Origin of the sequence: Aliiroseovarius sp. (assembly GCF_965228805.1) — a bacterium.
Classification (GTDB): domain Bacteria; phylum Pseudomonadota; class Alphaproteobacteria; order Rhodobacterales; family Rhodobacteraceae; genus JASBTN01.
The window spans coordinates 3,529,146-3,547,516 of the sequence record NZ_CBDDIE010000003.1 but is presented as its reverse complement, the minus strand read 5'-3'; the positions used below and the strand labels follow the sequence as shown (position 1 = coordinate 3,547,516).

Sequence of the window (18,371 nt, the reverse complement as noted above, 5' to 3'; positions counted from 1 at the left end):
CCATGGACGGCACCGTTCTTGTCGCCGACGACGACCGCACGATCCGCACCGTTCTGACCCAGGCGCTGACCCGCGCGGGCTGCCGGGTGCATGCGACCAGCTCGCTGGTGACGCTGAAACGCTGGGTCGAGGAGGGGCGCGGGGATCTGGTGATCTCGGACGTGGTGATGCCGGACGGAAACGGGCTGGAGGCGCTGCCGGAAATCTCGGACATGCGGCCCGACCTGCCGGTGATCGTGATCTCGGCGCAGAACACGATCATGACCGCCATTCAGGCCGCCGAGGCGGAGGCGTTTGATTACCTGCCCAAACCCTTCGACCTGCCGGATCTGATGAAACGCGCTTCCAAGGCGCTGGAGCGCAAGCGCATGCGCCCGACCGCCCCGCGCGAGGGCGGTGAAGGCGGCGGGGATGACCTGCCGCTGGTGGGGCGCACACCCGCCATGCAGGCGCTCTACAAACTGGTGGCGCGGGTGATGAACACCGAGCTGCCGGTCATGATCACCGGCGAGAGCGGCACCGGCAAAAGCTTGATCGCGCGGGCCATTCATGACTTCTCGGACCGGCGCAACCTGCCTTTCGTGGTGGTGACGCCGGATGACCTTGGGCCGATTGATGGTCCCGCGCAGGTGTTGTCGCGCGCTGGGCAAGGCACCATCCTGTTCGACGAGGTGGGCGATCTGGACGACGAGGCCCAGGCCCGGGTCACGCGTATGCTCGACAGCTTGACAGATCCGGCCCCACGCATCCTGTCGACCTCGCAGCTCGACATGCAGCAGAAGATCGACCAGGGCGCGTTCCGCCAGGACCTGTTCTATCGCCTGGGCGGGGTGACCATTCCGGTGCCCAGCCTGCGCGAACGGCTCGAGGACATCCCGGCGCTGGCGGAGCATTTCCTGACCCGGGCCGAACGCGACGGGCTGTCGCCGCGCCGCCTGTCCGATGCGGCGGCCGAGGTCCTGCGCACCTACCCCTGGCCCGGCAACGTGCGCCAGCTGGAAAACACCGTGCAGCGGCTGATGGTCACCGGCGCCGAGGAGGAAATCACCCGCGCCGAGGTCGAAGCCACGCTGGGCGCGCCCTCAGGCGGGGTGTTGCCCCAGGCGGTGGAGGGCGAGAAACTGTCGGCTTCCGTCGCACGCCACCTGCAACGCTATTTCGACCTGCACGGCGGCACCCTGCCACCGCCGGGCCTCTATCAACGTATCCTGCGCGAGATCGAACTGCCGCTGATCGAAATCGCCCTGGACGCCACCGGCGGCAACCAGGCGAAATGCGCCGATCTGCTGGGCATCAACCGAAATACTCTGCGTAAGAAGATCACCGACCTGGGAATCGAGGTGACACGGCGCCGCAAGTTGATGTAAAAAGGCCACAGGCGTGGCAAAAGGGCGTCAGACCCTGTGACAGCACACGCTGCGGTGGCCGCATTGTCGGCGTTTTTTGATGGGGTATTTGCGTGGTGGCACGCAACGGGTCGTTATCTACCTGGGAAAGGCTGAATCGCCTGCGCAAACTGCGCCGGGCAAAGACCTTTGCCAGTTTCGGACTGGTCACGCTGGGCCCTGCGCTGGCGCTGGCGACCTGGCTTATTCTGGGACCATTGGACCAGGGCGCGCGCTCGACCGCGCTGCGGCTGATTCTGCTGGCCGATCTGGTCTATGTGCTGGCCGTGGCCGCCATGGTGCTGTCGGGCGTTGCGCGCATGATCGCGGCGCGGCGGCGCAAGTCGGCGGGTTCCCGCCTCCACCTGCGCCTGACCGGGGTTTTTGCGGTGGTTGCGCTGATCCCCACCGTTCTGGTCGCGATCTTCGCCACGTTGACCGTGAATGTCGGGATCGAGGGTTGGTTTTCGGACCGGGTCAGCCGTGTGGTGAACAACTCCCTCGCCGCCGCCCAGGCCTATGAGAGCGAGCATCAGGACGATCTGCTGGAAGATGCTCAGGCGCTGGCGGGCTTTCTCAATCGGCAGCGTGAGGCGAGCCGCATCCTGCCCGATGCGCGCCTGCGAGTGTTGCTGGCCGAGGGGCAGCAGAGCATCCAGCGTGGTCTGCGCGAGGCCTTCGTCATCAACTCCGATGGCGACATCCGTGTGCGTGGCGACCGGTCCTATCGCTTCGACTATGATCCGCCGGATCCTCAGGTGATTGCCGACGCCATGTCGGGCCAGGCCATCCTGATCGAGGATTGGGATCAGAGCGAGTTCCGCGCCCTCGTGCGGCTCAACGCCTTTTCAGATCACCTGCTCTATGTCTCGCGCGACGTGGATGGCGACATCCTGAACCTGTTGGATGAAACCCAGGAGACGGTGGTCTTCTACAACCAGCAGGAAAGCCAACGCGGCGCCATCCTGTTCGAATTTGCCCTGATTTATCTGGGCTTTGCGGTGATCATGATTATTGCAGCGATCTGGGTCGGCATGTGGTTTGCCGAGCGCCTGTCACGCCCCATCGGTCGGCTGGCCGCTGCCGCGGAACGGGTCGGCGAGGGCGACCTTGAGGCCCGGGTGATCGAGGAAGAAGGCGATGATGAGATCGCCACCATGGGCCGTGTCTTCAACCGTATGACCGGGCAGTTGAAGCTGCAGCGCGACGAGCTGTTGGCGAACACTCAGCAGATCGAGCGGCGCCGACGCCTGTTCGACTCGGTTCTCAGCTCGGTCACGGCCGGGGTCATGGGGGTGGATGGGACCGGTCAGGTCACCTTCCTGAACCGCGCCGCAACCCGGCTTCTGGACGTGGAAGAGGGCGCGGTGCTGGATCACGACATGTCCCTGCTGATCCCGGAGTTTGAACCTCTTTTCAAGCGCTTGACCGAAGAGGGACGGGAGACGATCCAGGAAGAGTTGCGCCTGACCCGCCAGGGACGACAGGAAAGCCTGCTGGTGCGCATGGCGGTCCGGCGTGGGGCGGAGGGATCGCTGGAGGGCTATGTGGTCGCCTTCGACGATGTGACCGACCTGGTGTCCGCCCAACGCATGGCTGCCTGGGGCGACGTGGCGAGGCGCATCGCGCATGAGATCAAGAACCCGCTGACGCCAATCCAGCTGTCGGCCGGCCGGATCAAGCGCAAGTTCGGCCGCCTGTTAGAAGAGGCCGAGGCCGAGGATCTGGAGAGCCTCACCGATGTGATCGTGCGCCAGACCGATGACCTGCGCCGCATTGTCGACGAGTTCTCGAAATTTGCCCGCATGCCTGAACCCGACCGCCGGTCGGAGGACCTGGCGGCCCTTGTAGGTGGCGCGGTTTTGCTGCAACGCGCGGGTCAGGAAGGCGTGCGCATCGTCGACCGGCTGCCGAAGAAGCCGGTGATGGGCAATTTGGACGGTACAATGATTGGCCAAGCGCTGACGAACCTGATCAAGAACGCGGGCGAAGCGATTGAAAGTCTGCAGGAAAAGGGTGCGCCGGATGGGCACACACCCGAGATCCGTGTGGTGATGGCGGTGGATGGCGAGGTGGCGGAAATCCGCATCTCGGACAACGGGATCGGGTTGCCGGAGGACCGTGCGCGTTTGTTCGAACCCTATGTGACGACGCGCGACAAGGGCACCGGCCTGGGCCTGCCCATCGTCAAGAAGATTATCGAGGAACACGGCGGTAGCCTAGTGCTGGAAGATGCGGAACCCTTCGTCGAGGGCGCGCATCCCGGCGCCATGGCGGTGATCCGCCTGCCGGTCGAGGAGGCTGCTGCATGAACATGATGAACCAAGTGAATTTGCGAGTAAGTGGGAACAAGAGAGGGCAGAGCCATGGGTGATATTCTGATCGTGGATGACGAGCGCGATATTCGCGAGCTGATCTCGGATATCCTGGAGGACGAAGGCTACACGACCCGCAAGGCGGGCACCTCGGACGAGGCGGTGGCGGAGGTCAAATCCGAACTGCCTGCGCTGATGATCCTGGACATTTGGCTGAAGGATTCAGCCATGGACGGGATCGACATCCTGAAGATGGTCAAGCGCGAGCACCCGGAGGTGCCGGTGGTCATCATCTCGGGTCACGGCAATATCGAGATTGCCGTCGCTGCGATCAAACAGGGCGCCTATGACTTCATCGAAAAGCCCTTCAACATCGACCAGCTGATGGTGGTGATCGGCCGCGCGATGGAGACCAGCCGCTTGCGCCGCGAAAACGTCGAGCTGAAGCGCAAGGATACCGCCTCGGCCGACATGATCGGATCAAGTTCGGCCTTCAAGGCATTGAAATCACAGCTAGAAAAGGTAACAAAATCGAACGGTCGGGTGCTATTGTCTGGTCCTGCCGGCGCGGGCAAGGAAATCGCCGCGCGCTTCATTCACGCCAATTCCGACCGGTCGCGCGCGCCCTTTGTGTCGGTCAACTCCGCCTCCATCGAGGCCGAGCGCATGGAAGAGGTGTTGTTCGGTCGTGAGAGTGCGGATCGCGGCGTGGAACCGGGGTTGCTGGAGCAGGCCAACGGTGGCGTGCTGTTCTTTGACGAGGTGGCCGACATGCCGTCCGGCACCCAGTCGAAGATCCTGCGCGTGCTGGTGGAACAGGCGTTCCAGCGGGTCGGTGGCAGTGACAAGGTCAATGTGGACGTGCGGGTGATTTCCTCGTCCAACCGCGATTTGGAGGCCGAAATCGCGGCGGGTAACTTCCGTGAAGAGCTCTATCATCGCCTGAACGTGGTGCCGATCCCGGTCCCCGCCCTGTCCGAGCGGCGCGAGGATATCCCCGAGCTTGCCGCCTATTTCATCGACGGGTTCAACAAGACCCAGGGCCTGCCGCTGCGCGACCTGTCGGAAGAGGCCTCGGCGATGATGCAGACCATGACCTGGCCAGGGAATGTGCGCCAGTTGAAGAACGTGATCGAACGGGTGCTGATCCTGGGCGAGGGCACGGGGCCGATCGAGGCGGCCGAACTTCCCGGCAGTGAAGGCGCCGAGGAGGATAGCGGGCAGGGCATCGTTGTTTCGGGCCATCTGGCTATGCTGCCCCTGCGCGAGGCGCGTGAGGCGTTCGAACGCGAATACCTGCTGACCCAGATCAATCGCTTCGGCGGCAATATCAGCCGCACCGCGAATTTCGTCGGCATGGAACGTTCTGCCCTGCACCGCAAGCTGAAAAGCCTGGGGGTGGTGACCTCGGCCAAGGCCGGTGGACGTGTGGCCCACGTGGCGGACGGTGTGGCCGAAGGCGAGGCCGAGGCCTGAGGGCGTCCGGCAGATATTGCCAACGGGGCAGGCGGTTGACGCCACCGGCCCCGTCTGCCATGCCAGCAGAGCCGGTCATTGAAAGGGCACAGCGATGAAGGTCATCATCTGCGGCGCGGGCCAGGTCGGCTGGCAGATCGCGCGCCACCTGTCGGGCGAAAAGAACGACGTTACCGTCGTCGACAACAACCCCGAACTGGTGCACCGCGCCACCGATACGCTGGACGTGCAGGGCATCGCCGGGCACGCCTCATATCCCGATATCCTGGAACGCGCGGGCGCGCCGGATGCGGATATGATCATTGCCGCCACCCATTCCGACGAGGTCAACATGGTCACCTGCCAGGTGGCCCATTCGGTCTTTTCCGTGCCGCGCAAGATCGCCCGTCTGCGCGCGCAGAGCTATCTGGACGCCATTGTCGCCGACCTCTACCGCCGCGAGCACCTGCCGATCGACGTGGTGATCAGCCCTGAACGCGAGGTGGCCGATGCGGCCCTGCGCCGCCTGTCCGCACCTTCTGCCTTTGATACGGAAAGCTTTCTGGACGGGCGCGCTCAGCTGATGGGCGTGGCGCTGGATGACGACTGCCCGGTTCTGAACACGCCTCTGCGACAGTTGACCGACCTCTTTTCCACCCTGCGTGCCATTGTCGTGGGCGTGCGCCGCAAGGGCACGCTGTTTGCCCCGGAGCCTGGGGATCAGCTTTTCGCAGGCGACCAGGTCTATGTGGTCTCGGTCGCCGAGGATGTGGAACGCACGCTGGAGATCTTCGGCAAGTCGACCAAGCGGCAGGAGCGCGTGGTGATCCTGGGCGGCGGCAATGTCGGTCTCGCGGTGGCCCAGGCGCTGGAAAGCCGCACCGACCGGATCCGCGCCAAGGTGGTCGAGCTCAATCGCGACGTGGCCGAGGTGGCGGCGGACGCGCTTGAACGTACTGTGGTCCTGCATGGCGACGGGATGAGCAATGACATCCTGAAGGAGGCGGGCGTGAACCGCGCCGACGCGATCCTTGCCGTTACCGATGACGACAAGGTCAACCTGCTGGCCTCGGTCCGGGCCAAGGCCGCGGGCTGTCCGATGTCGATCTGCTTGATCAATGACCCCTCGCTGGCTTCGCTGATGGGCCCACTGGACGTCGACGCCTATATCAACCCGCGCACCACCACCGTCAGCTCTATCCTGCGTCACATCCGCCACGGGCGGGTGCGCGGCGTCTATTCGATCGGCGATGCCGAAGCCGAGGTGATCGAGGCGCAGGTGCTGTCCACCTCGCCCATCGCGGGCCAGAAGGTGCGCGACATTCCCTTTCCCGAAGGCGTGCTGATCGGTGCGGTTCAAAAGGGGGACAAGGTGGTCAAACCCACCGGATCCCTGCGCATTGATGAGGGCGACGTGATCGTGCTCTTCGCCATGTCCCCGGATGTGCCCGAGGTCGAACGCCTGCTCCAGGTCACGATCGACTTTTTCTGAGGCTTTCAGGGGCCGCCTGCCATGTTCGACCGTATCGCCAAACTGCCTTTGCTGGTGATCCTGATGGGGATCGGTGTGCTGGCCATGCTGGTGCCGGGGCTGCACGGGCTGTTGGTCAAGGACCACTACGAAGGGCGGGTCTTTCTTTATGCAGCGTTGCTGTTCGGCTTCCTGACCAGTTTCATCGCGCTGGCGATGATGGGACGGCCGCGGTTGAATCACCCTTCGCGCCACCTGCTGGCACTTCTGGGCCTCTTCGTGATCCTGCCCCTGATGCTTGCGGTGCCATTCCATCAGGCGGTGCGCAACACCACGTTTCTGAATGCCTATGTCGAGATGGTCTCGGCCCTGACCACCACTGGTGCAACCCTGTTCGACGATCCCGGTCGGCTACCCGATAGCGTGCACCTATGGCGGGCCCTGGTCGGCTGGATGGGCGGGTTGTTCATCTGGGTTGGCGCGATCGCCATTCTGGCCCCCATGGCCCTGGGCGGTTTCGAGGTGCGCGCGCGGCGCATCTGGGGGGCGGAAGGTAAGGGCACCAGCCAGATCACCCATGTCGCCGAGATGAGCCAGCGCATCCGCGTCTATGGCGCGCAGCTTTTGCCGGTCTATACCGGGCTGACCCTGATCCTCTGGCTCGGTCTGGTCTTGGCGGGGGACAGCCCTTTCGTGGCGATCTGCCACGCCATGTCCACGCTTGCGACCAGCGGGATTTCCCCGGTCGGCGGGCCTGGCGGCGGTAACGCGGGCGTCGGAGGCGAGATCATGTTGGCCGTCTTCATGTGTTTCGCCATTTCGCGCCTGACCTTTACCCGCGACCGGATGAGCACTGACCTGACCAGCCTTTGGTCGGATCCGGAGGTGCGCCTCGCTGCCGTTCTGATCCTGGCCGTGCCCGGGTTCCTGTTCCTGCGTCACTGGCTGGGGGCCTTCGAGGTGGATGAGGAGATGAACCTGCTCGCCGGCCTCGCCTCGCTTTGGGGCTCGGTCTTTACCGTCTTGAGCTTCCTCACCACCACCGGGTTCGAAAGCCGCGCCTGGGAGGCGAGCCAGACCTGGTCCGGCCTGCAGACCCCGGGGCTGATCCTGATGGGGCTGGCTTTGGTTGGCGGCGGTGTGGCGACAACGGCGGGGGGCGCGAAGCTACTGCGTGTCTATGCGCTCTACAAGCACGGCATGCGCGAGATGGACAAGCTGGTCTATCCGAACTCCGTCGGTGGCCACGGCGGCGAGGCGCGCCACCTGCGCGGGCGCGGTGCCTATATGGCATGGGTGTTCTTCATGCTGATGACCCTCTCCGTGGCCCTGGTTATGGTGCTGTTCTCGCTGACCGGCGAGGGGTTCGAAAGCGCGATGGTGCTGACCATCTCGGCCCTGACCACCACCGGCCCGCTGGCCGGGATCGCGGCGGTCGAGCCGATCTCTTACGCCGACCTGTCCACCCCCGCCAAGCTGGTCCTGACCGGGGCCATGGTGCTGGGCCGGCTGGAGACCCTGGCCATCGTCGCGCTTCTAAACCCGGAAACGTGGCGCCGGTGATACACCCGGGTTCGACTGCCGCATTTTTGGGCTGGTAACATCCGGAATAGTTTTTCATACTCGCCTGAAAGGTTAATACCCCTGCCGGATCCCGGCAGTCCGATAGAAAAAAGGAAACAAGCGATGGCTGCCGACAAACAGAACCTGCAGGACGCCTTCCTCAATCACGTGCGCAAGACCAAGGTGCCGGTCACGATCTTCCTGATCAACGGCGTCAAACTGCAGGGCGTGATTTCCTGGTTCGACAATTTCTGTGTCCTGCTCAAGCGGGACGGCCAGTCGCAGCTCGTGTACAAGCACGCGATCTCGACCATCATGCCGACCCAGCCGATCAACCTCTACGACGGCGACGAAAACTGACCGATCCGCATTCCAGCGAGGCCAAGCCCACCCGGGCCTGGGTTCTCCATCCCGATATAAAGTCCGAGCCCGACCGCCGCAAACCCGGCCCGGCGCTTGAAGAAGCCGTGGCGCTTGCCGCGGCGCTCCCGCATCTGGAGGTCGCGGGGCAGGAGGTCGTGCCCCTGCCGCGCCCGCAACCGGGCTACCTGTTCGGGTCCGGCAAGATCGAAGAGCTGGGCCAACGCTTCAAGGCCGCCGAGATCGAGCTGGTTCTGATCGACGGCCCCGTCACTCCGGTGCAGCAGCGCAATCTCGAGAAAGCCTGGAAGGTCAAGATCCTCGACCGGACCGGGCTGATCCTGGAAATCTTCTCGGACCGCGCGCGCACCCGTGAGGGTGTGTTGCAGGTCGAAATGGCCGCGCTGTCCTACCAACGCACCCGACTGGTGCGGGCCTGGACCCACCTGGAACGGCAGCGCGGCGGGCTTGGTTTTGTGGGCGGCCCCGGCGAGACGCAGATCGAGGCCGACCGCCGCGCTATTGACGACCAGCTCACGCGCCTGCGGCGCCAGCTGGAGAAAGTCGTGAAAACCCGCGAGCTGCATCGCGCCGCCCGTGCCAAGGTGCCGTTCCCCATCGTGGCCCTTGTCGGCTATACCAACGCGGGCAAGTCGACCCTGTTCAACCGGGTCACCGGCGCGGACGTGATGGCCAAGGACATGCTTTTCGCCACGCTCGACCCGACCATGCGCCAGATCGAACTGCCCGGAACCGGGCAGGGGGCCAGTAATCATAACGGCCGCAAGGTGATCCTGTCCGACACCGTGGGCTTCATCTCGGACCTGCCGACGCAACTGGTCGCCGCCTTCCGCGCCACGCTGGAAGAGGTGCTGGGCGCCGACCTGGTGCTGCATGTGCGTGACATTTCGGCCGAAGAGACCGACGAACAGGCGCGCGACGTGGAAACAATCCTGGCCGAGCTGGGTCTGGATGAAGAGACGCCGAAGCTTGAAGTCTGGAACAAGCTCGACCTGCTGAACACGGAGGAGGCCGAGGCGCGTCGTATCGAGGCGTCGCGAAATGACCATGTCCATGCCACGTCGGCGATCACTGGCGAGGGGCTGGACGAGCTGTTCGTCGCCATCGAAGACGCTCTGGGGGAACCCAGTACGACCGAGACCCTGACGCTTACCTTTGCGGAAGGCCGCCATCGCGCCTGGCTGTTTCAGAAGGGCGTGGTGGATGGTGAGGCGCAGGACGAGACCGGCTGGCAGCTGACCGTGACCTGGACCGAACGGCAGAAGGCGGAATACGCTGCACTTTGATCCGCCCCCGGTGGAAGACCGCCGTGTCCCCGGCGGCCTTCCTCCCGTGAGTGACGGGTATCCGCCCTGGGGGTGCGTAACGGGCGGATGGGACCTTCTGCCCAAAGCGCTTTGGGAGCGATAGGGGGAAATTTCCCAGTTTTCGCCCCGTGGTTGCAAACTGGCGGGATTGTGCCGCATGACTTCGCGTCAATTCGGCAAGGAAACGCTCAAGCCGTTTCCGTCAGTTCGCCGGGGTCAACACGGTTACGCCCACCGCCGCGGCGCGCGCCAGCTCCGGGTCCAGCGACATCGGGATGTATTCGCCACGCCGCCACAGCTCGCCCAGGTCGTCATAGTGGCGGCTGAGGAAATGGCCCGATTGCCCGGTTGAGGTAACGAAGAGCGAGCTGTCGGGATCGGCGAAGTCATAGACGCCCCGATAGCCCGCCGCATGCACATTACGGAACGGGTCGCGTCCGGTGCCTGAAGTAAGGCCGCGGTTCAGGGTGTTGTCTCCACCAGAAGTGGATTGACGGATGTTCACCACCCAGCGCAGCCCGGGCACCTGGCCCAGCACCGGGTGGTCCTGGTGGGCTTGGTGCGCATCGCCCCAGCGAAGGGACTCCCAGGCGCCGCCATGGCGTTCCGAGATCCATAGGAGCGCGTCATCCAGCGCGGCCCTGGCCATGTCCGTGCAGGTCTCGGTCGCGGCCGATTGCACCACGTCGCACCAGACTCCCGCGCCGTCCACGTCGCGGTAGACACGTTCGATGAACAGCGGTTCGACATGGGTGAATTCGGCGGCCAGCGGGCCCAGCTCGTCACGGATCAGCCGGGTTTGCAGCGCCCGCATCCAGGCGGCGTAGAGCAGCGGTTCCGGCATGTGCTCGTTCATCTCGCCGTTCCAGTCGGCCAGCAGGGTCAGGGCGCGCTGGCGGTTGCGCTCGGGCGTGCCCTCGGGCGCGGCGGCGCCGGTGAACCACAGGTCTGCGCCGACCAGCGGCAGCAGCGTGCGGGCGGTGGTGGACACGGTGTCCAGCTGTGCCTCGATAAAGCTTTCGCGCGTGTGCACCTTGCGCCCCTGCATCAGCCGTTCCCAACGCTGCACGCGCTGGCTGTCACCCCAGTCGAAGCTGACATGGCGCGGGAAGGGGCGGTCGACGATCTTGTTGTTGGTATTGCCGACAATGCCGCCGCGTGGGGCGATGTATTGCGGGTTGGCCACGTAGGGTTCGATGCCCATCCAGTGGTTTTCCACCCGCCAGCCGGGGGCGGGCAGGCGGCCCAGGCTCTGGTGGTTGGCGTCGCGCCGGGGCATCGCCCCGATGGTCTTCATCGCGATGTTTTCCGCATCCACCATGACCAGGTTCTGGCTGGGCGCGGTATACATGCTGCCGGCGGCGATGCCCTCGCGGATCGAATGGGCGCGCATCAGGGCAAGCCCGGCGCTCATCGACCGGTCCTCGCCGGTCAGAAGCGTCCAGCCCACCGCCGCGACATGGCCCCGCGGGGTCACCATGTCGAGGTCATAGAGGTGGCCGGGCAGGACCGGGCCGTTGGGGCTCCATTCCAGGGTAATGGTCACCGGCTGGGCGTCCTTGACCTGGATGATCGTGGGTCGACGAGTCAGTGGGGCCCAGCCGTCGGCGGTGCGGATCTTGGACGGGTCCGCCGGGTTCAGCTCTTCGATGAAGATGTCCTGATCATCTAGGTAGGAGCTGGTAATGCCCCAGCCGAAATCGGCGCTGCGCCCGGCCAGCACCAGCGGCATGCCCGGGATGGTGCCGCCGATCACCCCACCGGAGGACAGCTCAAGTCGGGCCAGATACCAGAACGAGGGAGCCGAGAGGCCCAGGTGCGGGTCATTGGCCAGAAGGGTGCCGCCAGCGGCGGAACGCACGGGCGCGGCGGCCCAGGCGTTTGAGGCGCCCGCCAGCCCGCGCGGCGCGACGGGGGACAGGAAGGGGCGGTCCCGGGGTGGCGTGTAGGCCGCGAAATCGCGGCTTGGGTCCACGCCCGGGAAGAGGCCGGCGAAATCTGGCAGGGCGGCCACGCCATTGCCGGGCGTGTCGGGCAGGATGTCCTGAAGGCGATCCGGCGACAGGGCCAGGCCCACGCGGGCGCGCAGCACCTCCTCCTGTAGATGGCCCGCCATCTGCACCCCCATCAGCTTCTGGATCGCGATACTGTCGGCGGGCTGCCAGGGGGCGATTTCCGGCGCGAACAGGAAGAACTCGGGCGCGCCGCGCCCCAGCGCCTCGTCATTCACGCGTTGCAGCCAGGCGTTCACGCCACGGGCATAGGCGCGCAGGGCGGCTTTGGTGTCCTCGTCCTGTACGCTGACGGACTGCTGCGCCAAGCGGTAGATGTCGAGGCGGCGCATCAGCTCGTCCACCTCCAGCGTGCGGGGGCCGAAGACTTCGGACAGGCGGCCTTGGGCGGTGCGGCGCATCATGGTCATCTGCCACAGCCGGTCCTGGGCATGGGCATAACCGAGGCCGAAGAAGACATCCTCGTCATTGGTGCCGAAGATATGGGGCACATTGGCGTTGTTGCGCACGATCTCGATCCGGTCGTGCAGCCCGCGTGCGGTGCGGGTGGTGTCATAGTCGGGCAGGGATTGCGCGGCGAGGTAATAGACCATGCCGATGCCCACCACCGACAGTGCGATGAGGGTCACGATGATCCTGACAAGCCAGCGAAACAGAAGCGCCATGAGTTCTATGTCCATCCCGGGAAAACGCCTCTTTCCATAGCCGCCTTCGCGGGGCGTTTCAATCGGTTGGACGCGAGGGCGGTGACTAGCGGCGAGGGGTTGCTGTGTGGTGGGAAAGGCTTTTCAGGACCGGCTCCCACCCTGGCTGGTGTCGCGCGGGCAGTGGGGCCTGTGGCTGCCCACCCCCCCGGTCCTGAAAAGCCTTGCTTGACCTTTGCGGCGGGCAGGCTAGGTAGGTCGGAAAGGTTTCACATGCTAAGGAGGGCATGATGGCGAAATGCGCGTTTCTGGGGCTGGGGGTCATGGGCTACCCGATGGCCGGGCACCTGGTGAAGGCGGGCCACGAGGTGGCGGTCTATAACCGCAGCTTTGCCAAGGCCGAGGCCTGGGCCAACGAGCATGGCGGCAGCGCGCATGCGACCCCGCGCGAGGCGGTCGAGGGCGCCGAGCTGATCATGATCTGCGTGGGCAATGCCGATGATCTGCGCTCGGTCTGCCAGGGGCAGGACGGCGCCTTTGCCGGTATGGGCCAGGGCGCGATCGTGGTCGACCATACTACGGTTTCCGCCGAGGTAACCAAGGAGCTGGCCGCCGAGGCCGCCGCCCTGGGAGGGCAGTTCGTGGATGCGCCCATTTCGGGCGGCCAGGCTGGGGCCGAAAATGGTGTTCTGGCGATCATGTGTGGCGGCGATCAGGCCGCCTATGACACGGCCGAGCCGGTGATGCAGGCCTATGGCCGGGTGATCAAGCGGCTGGGTGACAGTGGCGCCGGGCAGCTGACCAAGATGGTCAACCAGATCTGTATCGCGGGCATCGTTCAGGGCCTCTCCGAGGGGCTGAACTTTGCCGAGAAGGCGGGGCTGGACATCCGCGATGTGGTCGAGGTGATCCATGGCGGTGCAGCTGGCAGCTGGCAGATGGTGAACCGGCACGAGACCATGGCGGATGACCATTTCGACTACGGTTTCGCGGTGGACTGGATGCGCAAGGACCTGCGTATCTGCCTGGATGAGGCAGAACGCAATGGCGCGGCCCTGCCGCTGACCGCGCTGGTCGATCAGTTCTACAAGGACGTGCAGAAACTGGGCGGCGGGCGTTGGGACACCTCGTCCCTGATCAAGCGCCTGCGGGCTCTGGACTGAGGGGGTGGCCATGCGCGCAGATGGAGTCATTTTCGACAAGGACGGCACGCTGTTTCACTTCGGCGCCACATGGGCCAGCTGGGCCGAGGCGGTGTTGGTGCGGCTCTGTGGCGATGACGCAGCCTATGCGGATCGGGTGGCGAAGGTCATGGGGTATGACCGCGACACGGGCACATTCGCGCCGGACAGCCTGGTCATCGCCTATACGCCCGAGGAAATCGTCGTGGCGATGGGCGAACATATCGACATGCCACTGGACGAGCTGGAGGCCGCGTTGAACGACGAGGCCTCGAAAACGCCTCAGGCAGAGGCGGTGCCGCTGGGCCCCTTCCTTGACGGTCTCAAGGCGATGGGGCTGAAGCTGGGCGTCGCGACCAATGACGCCGAGGCCCCGGCACTGGCCCATCTGGGCGGGGCGGGCGTGCTAGAGAAGTTCGACTTCGTGGCAGGCTATGACAGCGGCCATGGGTTCAAGCCCGAACCCGGCCAGTGCCTGGGGTTTGCGACCGAGACAGGGCTGGACCCTGCGCGGGTGGTCATGGTGGGGGACAGCCTGCACGACCTGCACGCTGGTCGCGCGGCGGGGATGCAGACCGTGGGCGTGCTGACCGGGATCGCCGGGGAGGCGGAGCTCGCCCCGCATGCAGATGTGGTGCTGCCGAATATCGGCCATCTGGAGGCCTGGCTGCGCGGATGAGGCTGGTGGGCACGGTTCGTCAGAACCGTGCCATCGCCGCGCCACCGAAAATTATTTAATAATTTTGCTTTCACCTCTCGCGGTCCATTCGGACCGCTGCCGACCGATGGGGGGCCTCTCTGCGCTTGGTTTTTGCAAGCCCTGCACGGGCTTTCAGGCACCCTGATTTGTGGGATCGTCAAATCGACCAGCCCGCGCGCAGCCCTTCCAGCACCGCTTCCTCCGCCGTGCGGGGAGCCATGCAGTCGCCGATGCCAGTGACCGGCAGGCCCGCCGCTTCGCATTCTGCCAGCAGGCTGTCCTCGGAGCGGTGCCCCTGGGCCAGGATCAGCGTGTCCATCTCTTCGAGGATCATCGCCTCGCCGGTGGCGATGTTCTGGAAATAGCCGGTGGTGCCATCGGCGCCGTAGAGCCGCGCATAGGGAATGATCTCCACCCCGAGCGTGAGCGCCCGTTTCAGCATCGTGTCGCGCACGTAGCTCTGCAACAGCTCCCCCGCCGCGATCCCGTTGACGCAGAGCCGCACCCGGCGGCCCGCCGCCGCCATTGCCTCGGCCAGGCCAAGCCCGATCCAATCCGCGCGCCAGTCGGCGATCACCACGGATCCGCCCGGGTTGGCTTCGCCGCGCAGCACGTCCCAGGCAGTGACGACATGGGCCTCATCCGCCTCGAACCCATCCGGAATGCGCGGGGTAGCGCCGGTGGCCAGGATCACCGCCTCGGCCCCTTGCAGCATCTCGACCGAGGCCGGGCTGTTCAGGCGCACCTCCACCCCGGCCAGCTCCATCTCCCGTGCGAGGTTGGTGACGATCCCGCCGAACTCGGCCCGGCCGGGCAGGGCCTGGGCCAGAAGTGCCTGACCGCCCAGCTGCGCCGCGGCCTCGTGCAGCACCACCCGGTGCCCGCGCGCGGCGGCGACGGCAGCGGCTTTCATACCGGCGGGGCCTCCGCCCACCACGACAACATCCTTCACCGGCTCCGCCGGGGGCAGGGCGGCGTAAGACAGCTCTCGCCCTGTCTCCGGGTGTTGGATGCAGGAGATCGGCACGCCCTTGTGGAAATGCCCGATACAGGCCTGGTTGCAACCGATACAGGCGCGGATGTCGTCAAACCGATCCTCGGCGGCTTTCACCGGCATCCTCGGATCGCAGATCAGCGCGCGGGTCATGCCGCAGGCATCCGCCTGCCCGGCGGAGAGCACCGCCTCGGCCTCCTGTGGCTGGTTGATGCGTCCGGTAACGATCACCGGCACTTCCACGGCCTGTTTCACCCGTGCCGCAAAGGGCGCGGTATAGCCCGGGTCGAAGAACATCGGCGGGGCGATATGCACCGAGGCGCCCAGGGTGGCGGAGCTGCCTTCGGCGATTGAGACATAGTCCAGGAGGGGAGCAGCCCATTGTATTGCCTGAAGGACGTCCGAGCCTTCAACACCGAAATCGTCATGTTCCTCGCCGGTAATCCGCAACCCGACGGCGAAGCCCGGCCCGGTGGCGGCGCGGATGGTCGCCAGGGCTGAGAGTAGGAAGAGCGCGCGGTTCTCCAGCGTGCCGCCCCACTTATCCTCGCGCAGGTTCACATTCGGGTTCAGGAACTGCGCAGGAAGGTAGCCGTGCGAGGCGACCAGCTCGACCCCATCCACACCAGCGCGCTCCATCCGAGCGGCGGCCGCGCCGTAGCCTGCGATGATCTCGGCAATCATACCCGTGCTCAGGGCACGGGGGATGGTGTGGAACCGTTCCGAGGGCACGGCGGAGGGCGCATAGGCCACCGGCAGGGTGCCGTCCGACGTCTCCATGATTTCGCGACCGGGGTGAAACAGCTGCACCACCAGCTTGGCTCCTTCCGCCTGAACCGCCTTTGCCAACCGCGTGAAACCGGGGATGCAGCCGTCATCCACTCCCATCAGGACATGCGACGTATAGCGCGCAGTTTCATGCACCCCGGTGACCTGGGAAACGATCAGCCCCACGCCACCTGCCGCCCGCGCCCGGTGATAGGCGATCAGCGCGTCGTTCACGCGATCATCCACCGGCAGGGTTGTATCATGGCCGGTCGACACGATGCGGTTGCGGATCTCCATCGGCCCCAGGCGCAGGGGCGTGAAAAGGGTGGCTGTCATGGCTGTCCTCCTTCCCGCATATCTGGGGAGTTGAATGTGGCCGAGGCAAGAAGTTTTCCCGAAATCGACGCCCCCATGCGGCAGCCCTTCAGCTAAAAACGACATCCTTTGTCGGAAATCGAATTGGCGCATGCCTCCTAGCCCGCCATCGTGGGTGAAACGAACAGGAGAGCCGACCATGTGTGCAGACCGACCCAAACGCCGCCGCTCCGGTGGCCGCGCAGGCCACGCCCGCCCTGCAGGCGCGATCCAGCAGATGGATTGGCGCATCCCCGTCAACATGGACGCGCCCACCGAACCGCTGACGGATGAGGGCATCCAGGCGATCCACGAGGGGGCGATGACCATCCTCGAAGAGATCGGGATCGAGTTCTACAACCCCGAGGCCAAGGAGCTTCTGCGCGAGGCGGGTTGCATCGTGAACGGCGACAACGTGCGCATGGGGCGCGACTGGATCATGGAGATGGTCGCCAAGGCCCCCAGCCAGTTCGACATCACACCGCGCAACCCCGATCGCAAGATCACCATCGGTGGCCGGAACATGGTCTTCGGCAACGTGTCTTCTCCGCCCAACTACTGGGACATGGAGCTGGGTAAGAAGGTGCCCGGCAACCGCGAACAATGCGCCAACCTGCTGAAACTCACACAGTATTTCAACTGCATCCATTTCGCCGGTGGCTATCCGGTGGAACCCGTGGACGTTCATGCCAGTGTGCGCCACCTGGATGTGCTCTATGACAAGCTGACCCTGACCGACAAGGTGCCCCATGCCTATAGCCTGGGCAAGGAACGGGTCGAGGATGCGATGGAGATGGTGCGCATCGCCGGGGGCTGGAGCCACGAGGAGTTCGAGGCCTCGCCCAAGATGTACACGAACATCAACTCCACCTCGCCCTTGAAGCACGACTTCCCGATGATGGATGGTTGGCTGCGGCTGGCGCGGCGCGGGCAGGCCCTGGTGGTCACGCCCTTCACGCTGGCCGGTGCCATGGCCCCGGTGACCATGGCAGGTGCCGTCGCGCAATCTCTGGCCGAAGGGCTTTGCGCCATTGCGCTTGCGCAATATGTAAACCCCGGCGTGTCCTGCGTGATTGGCACCTTTACCTCCAACGTCGATATGAAGACCGGCGCGCCCGCCTTCGGTACGCCGGAATACATGCGGTCGACCCAGATGACCGGGCAGATGGCGCGGTTCTATGGCTTGCCGATGCGCTCGTCCGGGGTCTGTGCCGCGAATGTGCCGGATGGGCAGAGCGTGTGGGAGACCTCGAACAGTCTCTGGGCCTCGGTGCAGTCGGGCACCAACATGGTCTATCACGCCGCCGGGTGGCTCGAAGGCGGGCTGATCGCCAGCCCCGAGAAATTCGTCATGGATTGCGAGATCCTGCAACAGATCCAGCGCTATATGGAGCCGGTGACCTGGTCTACGTCGCCTGACGATATCGCGCTGGATGCAATCCGTGAGGTCGGGAACGACGGCCACTTCTTCGGCACACAGCATACGCAGGAGCGCTATACGACCGCCTTCTACCAGCCCTTCCTGTCGGACTGGGCCAACTATGAAGCTTGGGAGGTCAACGGCGGTACATGGACGGCCGAGCGGGCGCATCGCAAGTTCAAGGAAATCATCGCCGAGTTCGAGGCCCCGCCGATGGACGAGGCGAACCGCGAGGAGCTGGAAGCTTTCGTCGAACGGCGCAAGGTCGAAGGTGGCGCGCCCACGGATTTCTGACGCCATACCGGCAGTTGGATCCGCGCAAGGCCTTTCGTCATCGGAAGGTCTTGTTTTCTTTTTAGTCTGGCCCGGGCGTGGTTCGCTCACATATCCGTGATCGCGTATATCTCCTTTCGAATAGGAA

At 65.0% G+C, this 18,371-nt stretch carries 12 protein-coding genes; 10 read left to right on the top strand and 2 right to left on the bottom strand.

What is annotated here, in order from left to right; genetic code table 11:
• The first annotated feature begins 2 nt into the window (after positions 1–2).
• The 7 genes from ACO07D_RS18555 (at position 3) to hflX (ending at position 9,856) form a co-directional block, all read left to right on the top strand.
• Complete coding sequence (locus ACO07D_RS18555) at positions 3–1,367, top strand: response regulator (RefSeq protein ID WP_421704411.1); 1,365 nt, start codon at positions 3–5, stop codon at positions 1,365–1,367.
• A gap of 92 nt (positions 1,368–1,459) precedes the next feature.
• Positions 1,460–3,697, top strand: coding sequence for an ATP-binding protein (locus ACO07D_RS18550; RefSeq protein WP_421704410.1), 2,238 nt, complete (start codon positions 1,460–1,462; stop codon positions 3,695–3,697).
• Positions 3,698–3,751: 54 nt separating this feature from the next.
• Entirely contained in the window at positions 3,752–5,176 is a 1,425-nt protein-coding gene (locus tag ACO07D_RS18545) for a sigma-54-dependent transcriptional regulator (protein ID WP_421704409.1), read from the top strand.
• A gap of 94 nt (positions 5,177–5,270) precedes the next feature.
• Positions 5,271–6,647: a Trk system potassium transporter TrkA gene (gene trkA, locus ACO07D_RS18540; protein WP_421704408.1), complete on the top strand. Its 1,377-nt coding sequence runs from the start codon at positions 5,271–5,273 to the stop codon at positions 6,645–6,647.
• Between the two features lie 21 nt (positions 6,648–6,668).
• Complete coding sequence (locus tag ACO07D_RS18535) at positions 6,669–8,189, top strand: TrkH family potassium uptake protein (RefSeq protein ID WP_421704407.1); 1,521 nt, start codon at positions 6,669–6,671, stop codon at positions 8,187–8,189.
• 123 nt (positions 8,190–8,312) lie between these two features.
• A complete protein-coding gene (gene hfq / locus ACO07D_RS18530) occupies positions 8,313–8,549 on the top strand; it encodes an RNA chaperone Hfq (RefSeq protein WP_300517794.1) in 237 nt (78 codons plus the stop codon).
• Complete coding sequence (hflX, locus tag ACO07D_RS18525) at positions 8,546–9,856, top strand: GTPase HflX (RefSeq protein WP_421705070.1); 1,311 nt, start codon at positions 8,546–8,548, stop codon at positions 9,854–9,856. Before hfq ends, hflX begins: the two co-directional genes overlap by 4 nt.
• 223 nt (positions 9,857–10,079) lie before the next feature.
• Here hflX and ACO07D_RS18520 read toward each other — a convergent pair whose 3' ends face one another.
• Positions 10,080–12,554 (bottom strand): penicillin acylase family protein, encoded by a 2,475-nt coding sequence (locus ACO07D_RS18520; protein WP_421705069.1) that lies wholly within the window; start codon positions 12,552–12,554, stop codon positions 10,080–10,082.
• Between the two features lie 269 nt (positions 12,555–12,823).
• Here ACO07D_RS18520 and ACO07D_RS18515 point away from each other — a divergent pair, with 269 nt between their 5' ends.
• Together ACO07D_RS18515 and ACO07D_RS18510 are read left to right on the top strand one after the other, a co-directional pair.
• A complete protein-coding gene (locus ACO07D_RS18515) occupies positions 12,824–13,696 on the top strand; it encodes an NAD(P)-dependent oxidoreductase (protein WP_421704406.1) in 873 nt (290 codons plus the stop codon).
• Between the two features lie 10 nt (positions 13,697–13,706).
• Positions 13,707–14,393 carry an HAD family hydrolase gene (locus tag ACO07D_RS18510; protein ID WP_421704405.1) on the top strand — a complete coding sequence of 229 codons (687 nt, stop codon included), beginning with the start codon at positions 13,707–13,709 and terminating at the stop codon, positions 14,391–14,393.
• A 178-nt stretch (positions 14,394–14,571) separates the two neighbouring features.
• On the opposite strand, the gene ACO07D_RS18505 is transcribed toward ACO07D_RS18510, so the two are convergent.
• On the bottom strand, positions 14,572–16,512 hold the full coding sequence (locus ACO07D_RS18505) for an FAD-dependent oxidoreductase (protein ID WP_421704404.1): 1,941 nt from the start codon (positions 16,510–16,512) through the stop codon (positions 14,572–14,574).
• Between the two features lie 178 nt (positions 16,513–16,690).
• Between ACO07D_RS18505 and ACO07D_RS18500 the strand changes: the two genes are divergently transcribed.
• Positions 16,691–18,244, top strand: coding sequence for a trimethylamine methyltransferase family protein (locus ACO07D_RS18500; RefSeq protein ID WP_421704403.1), 1,554 nt, complete (start codon positions 16,691–16,693; stop codon positions 18,242–18,244).
• Positions 18,245–18,371: the final 127 nt, after the last annotated feature.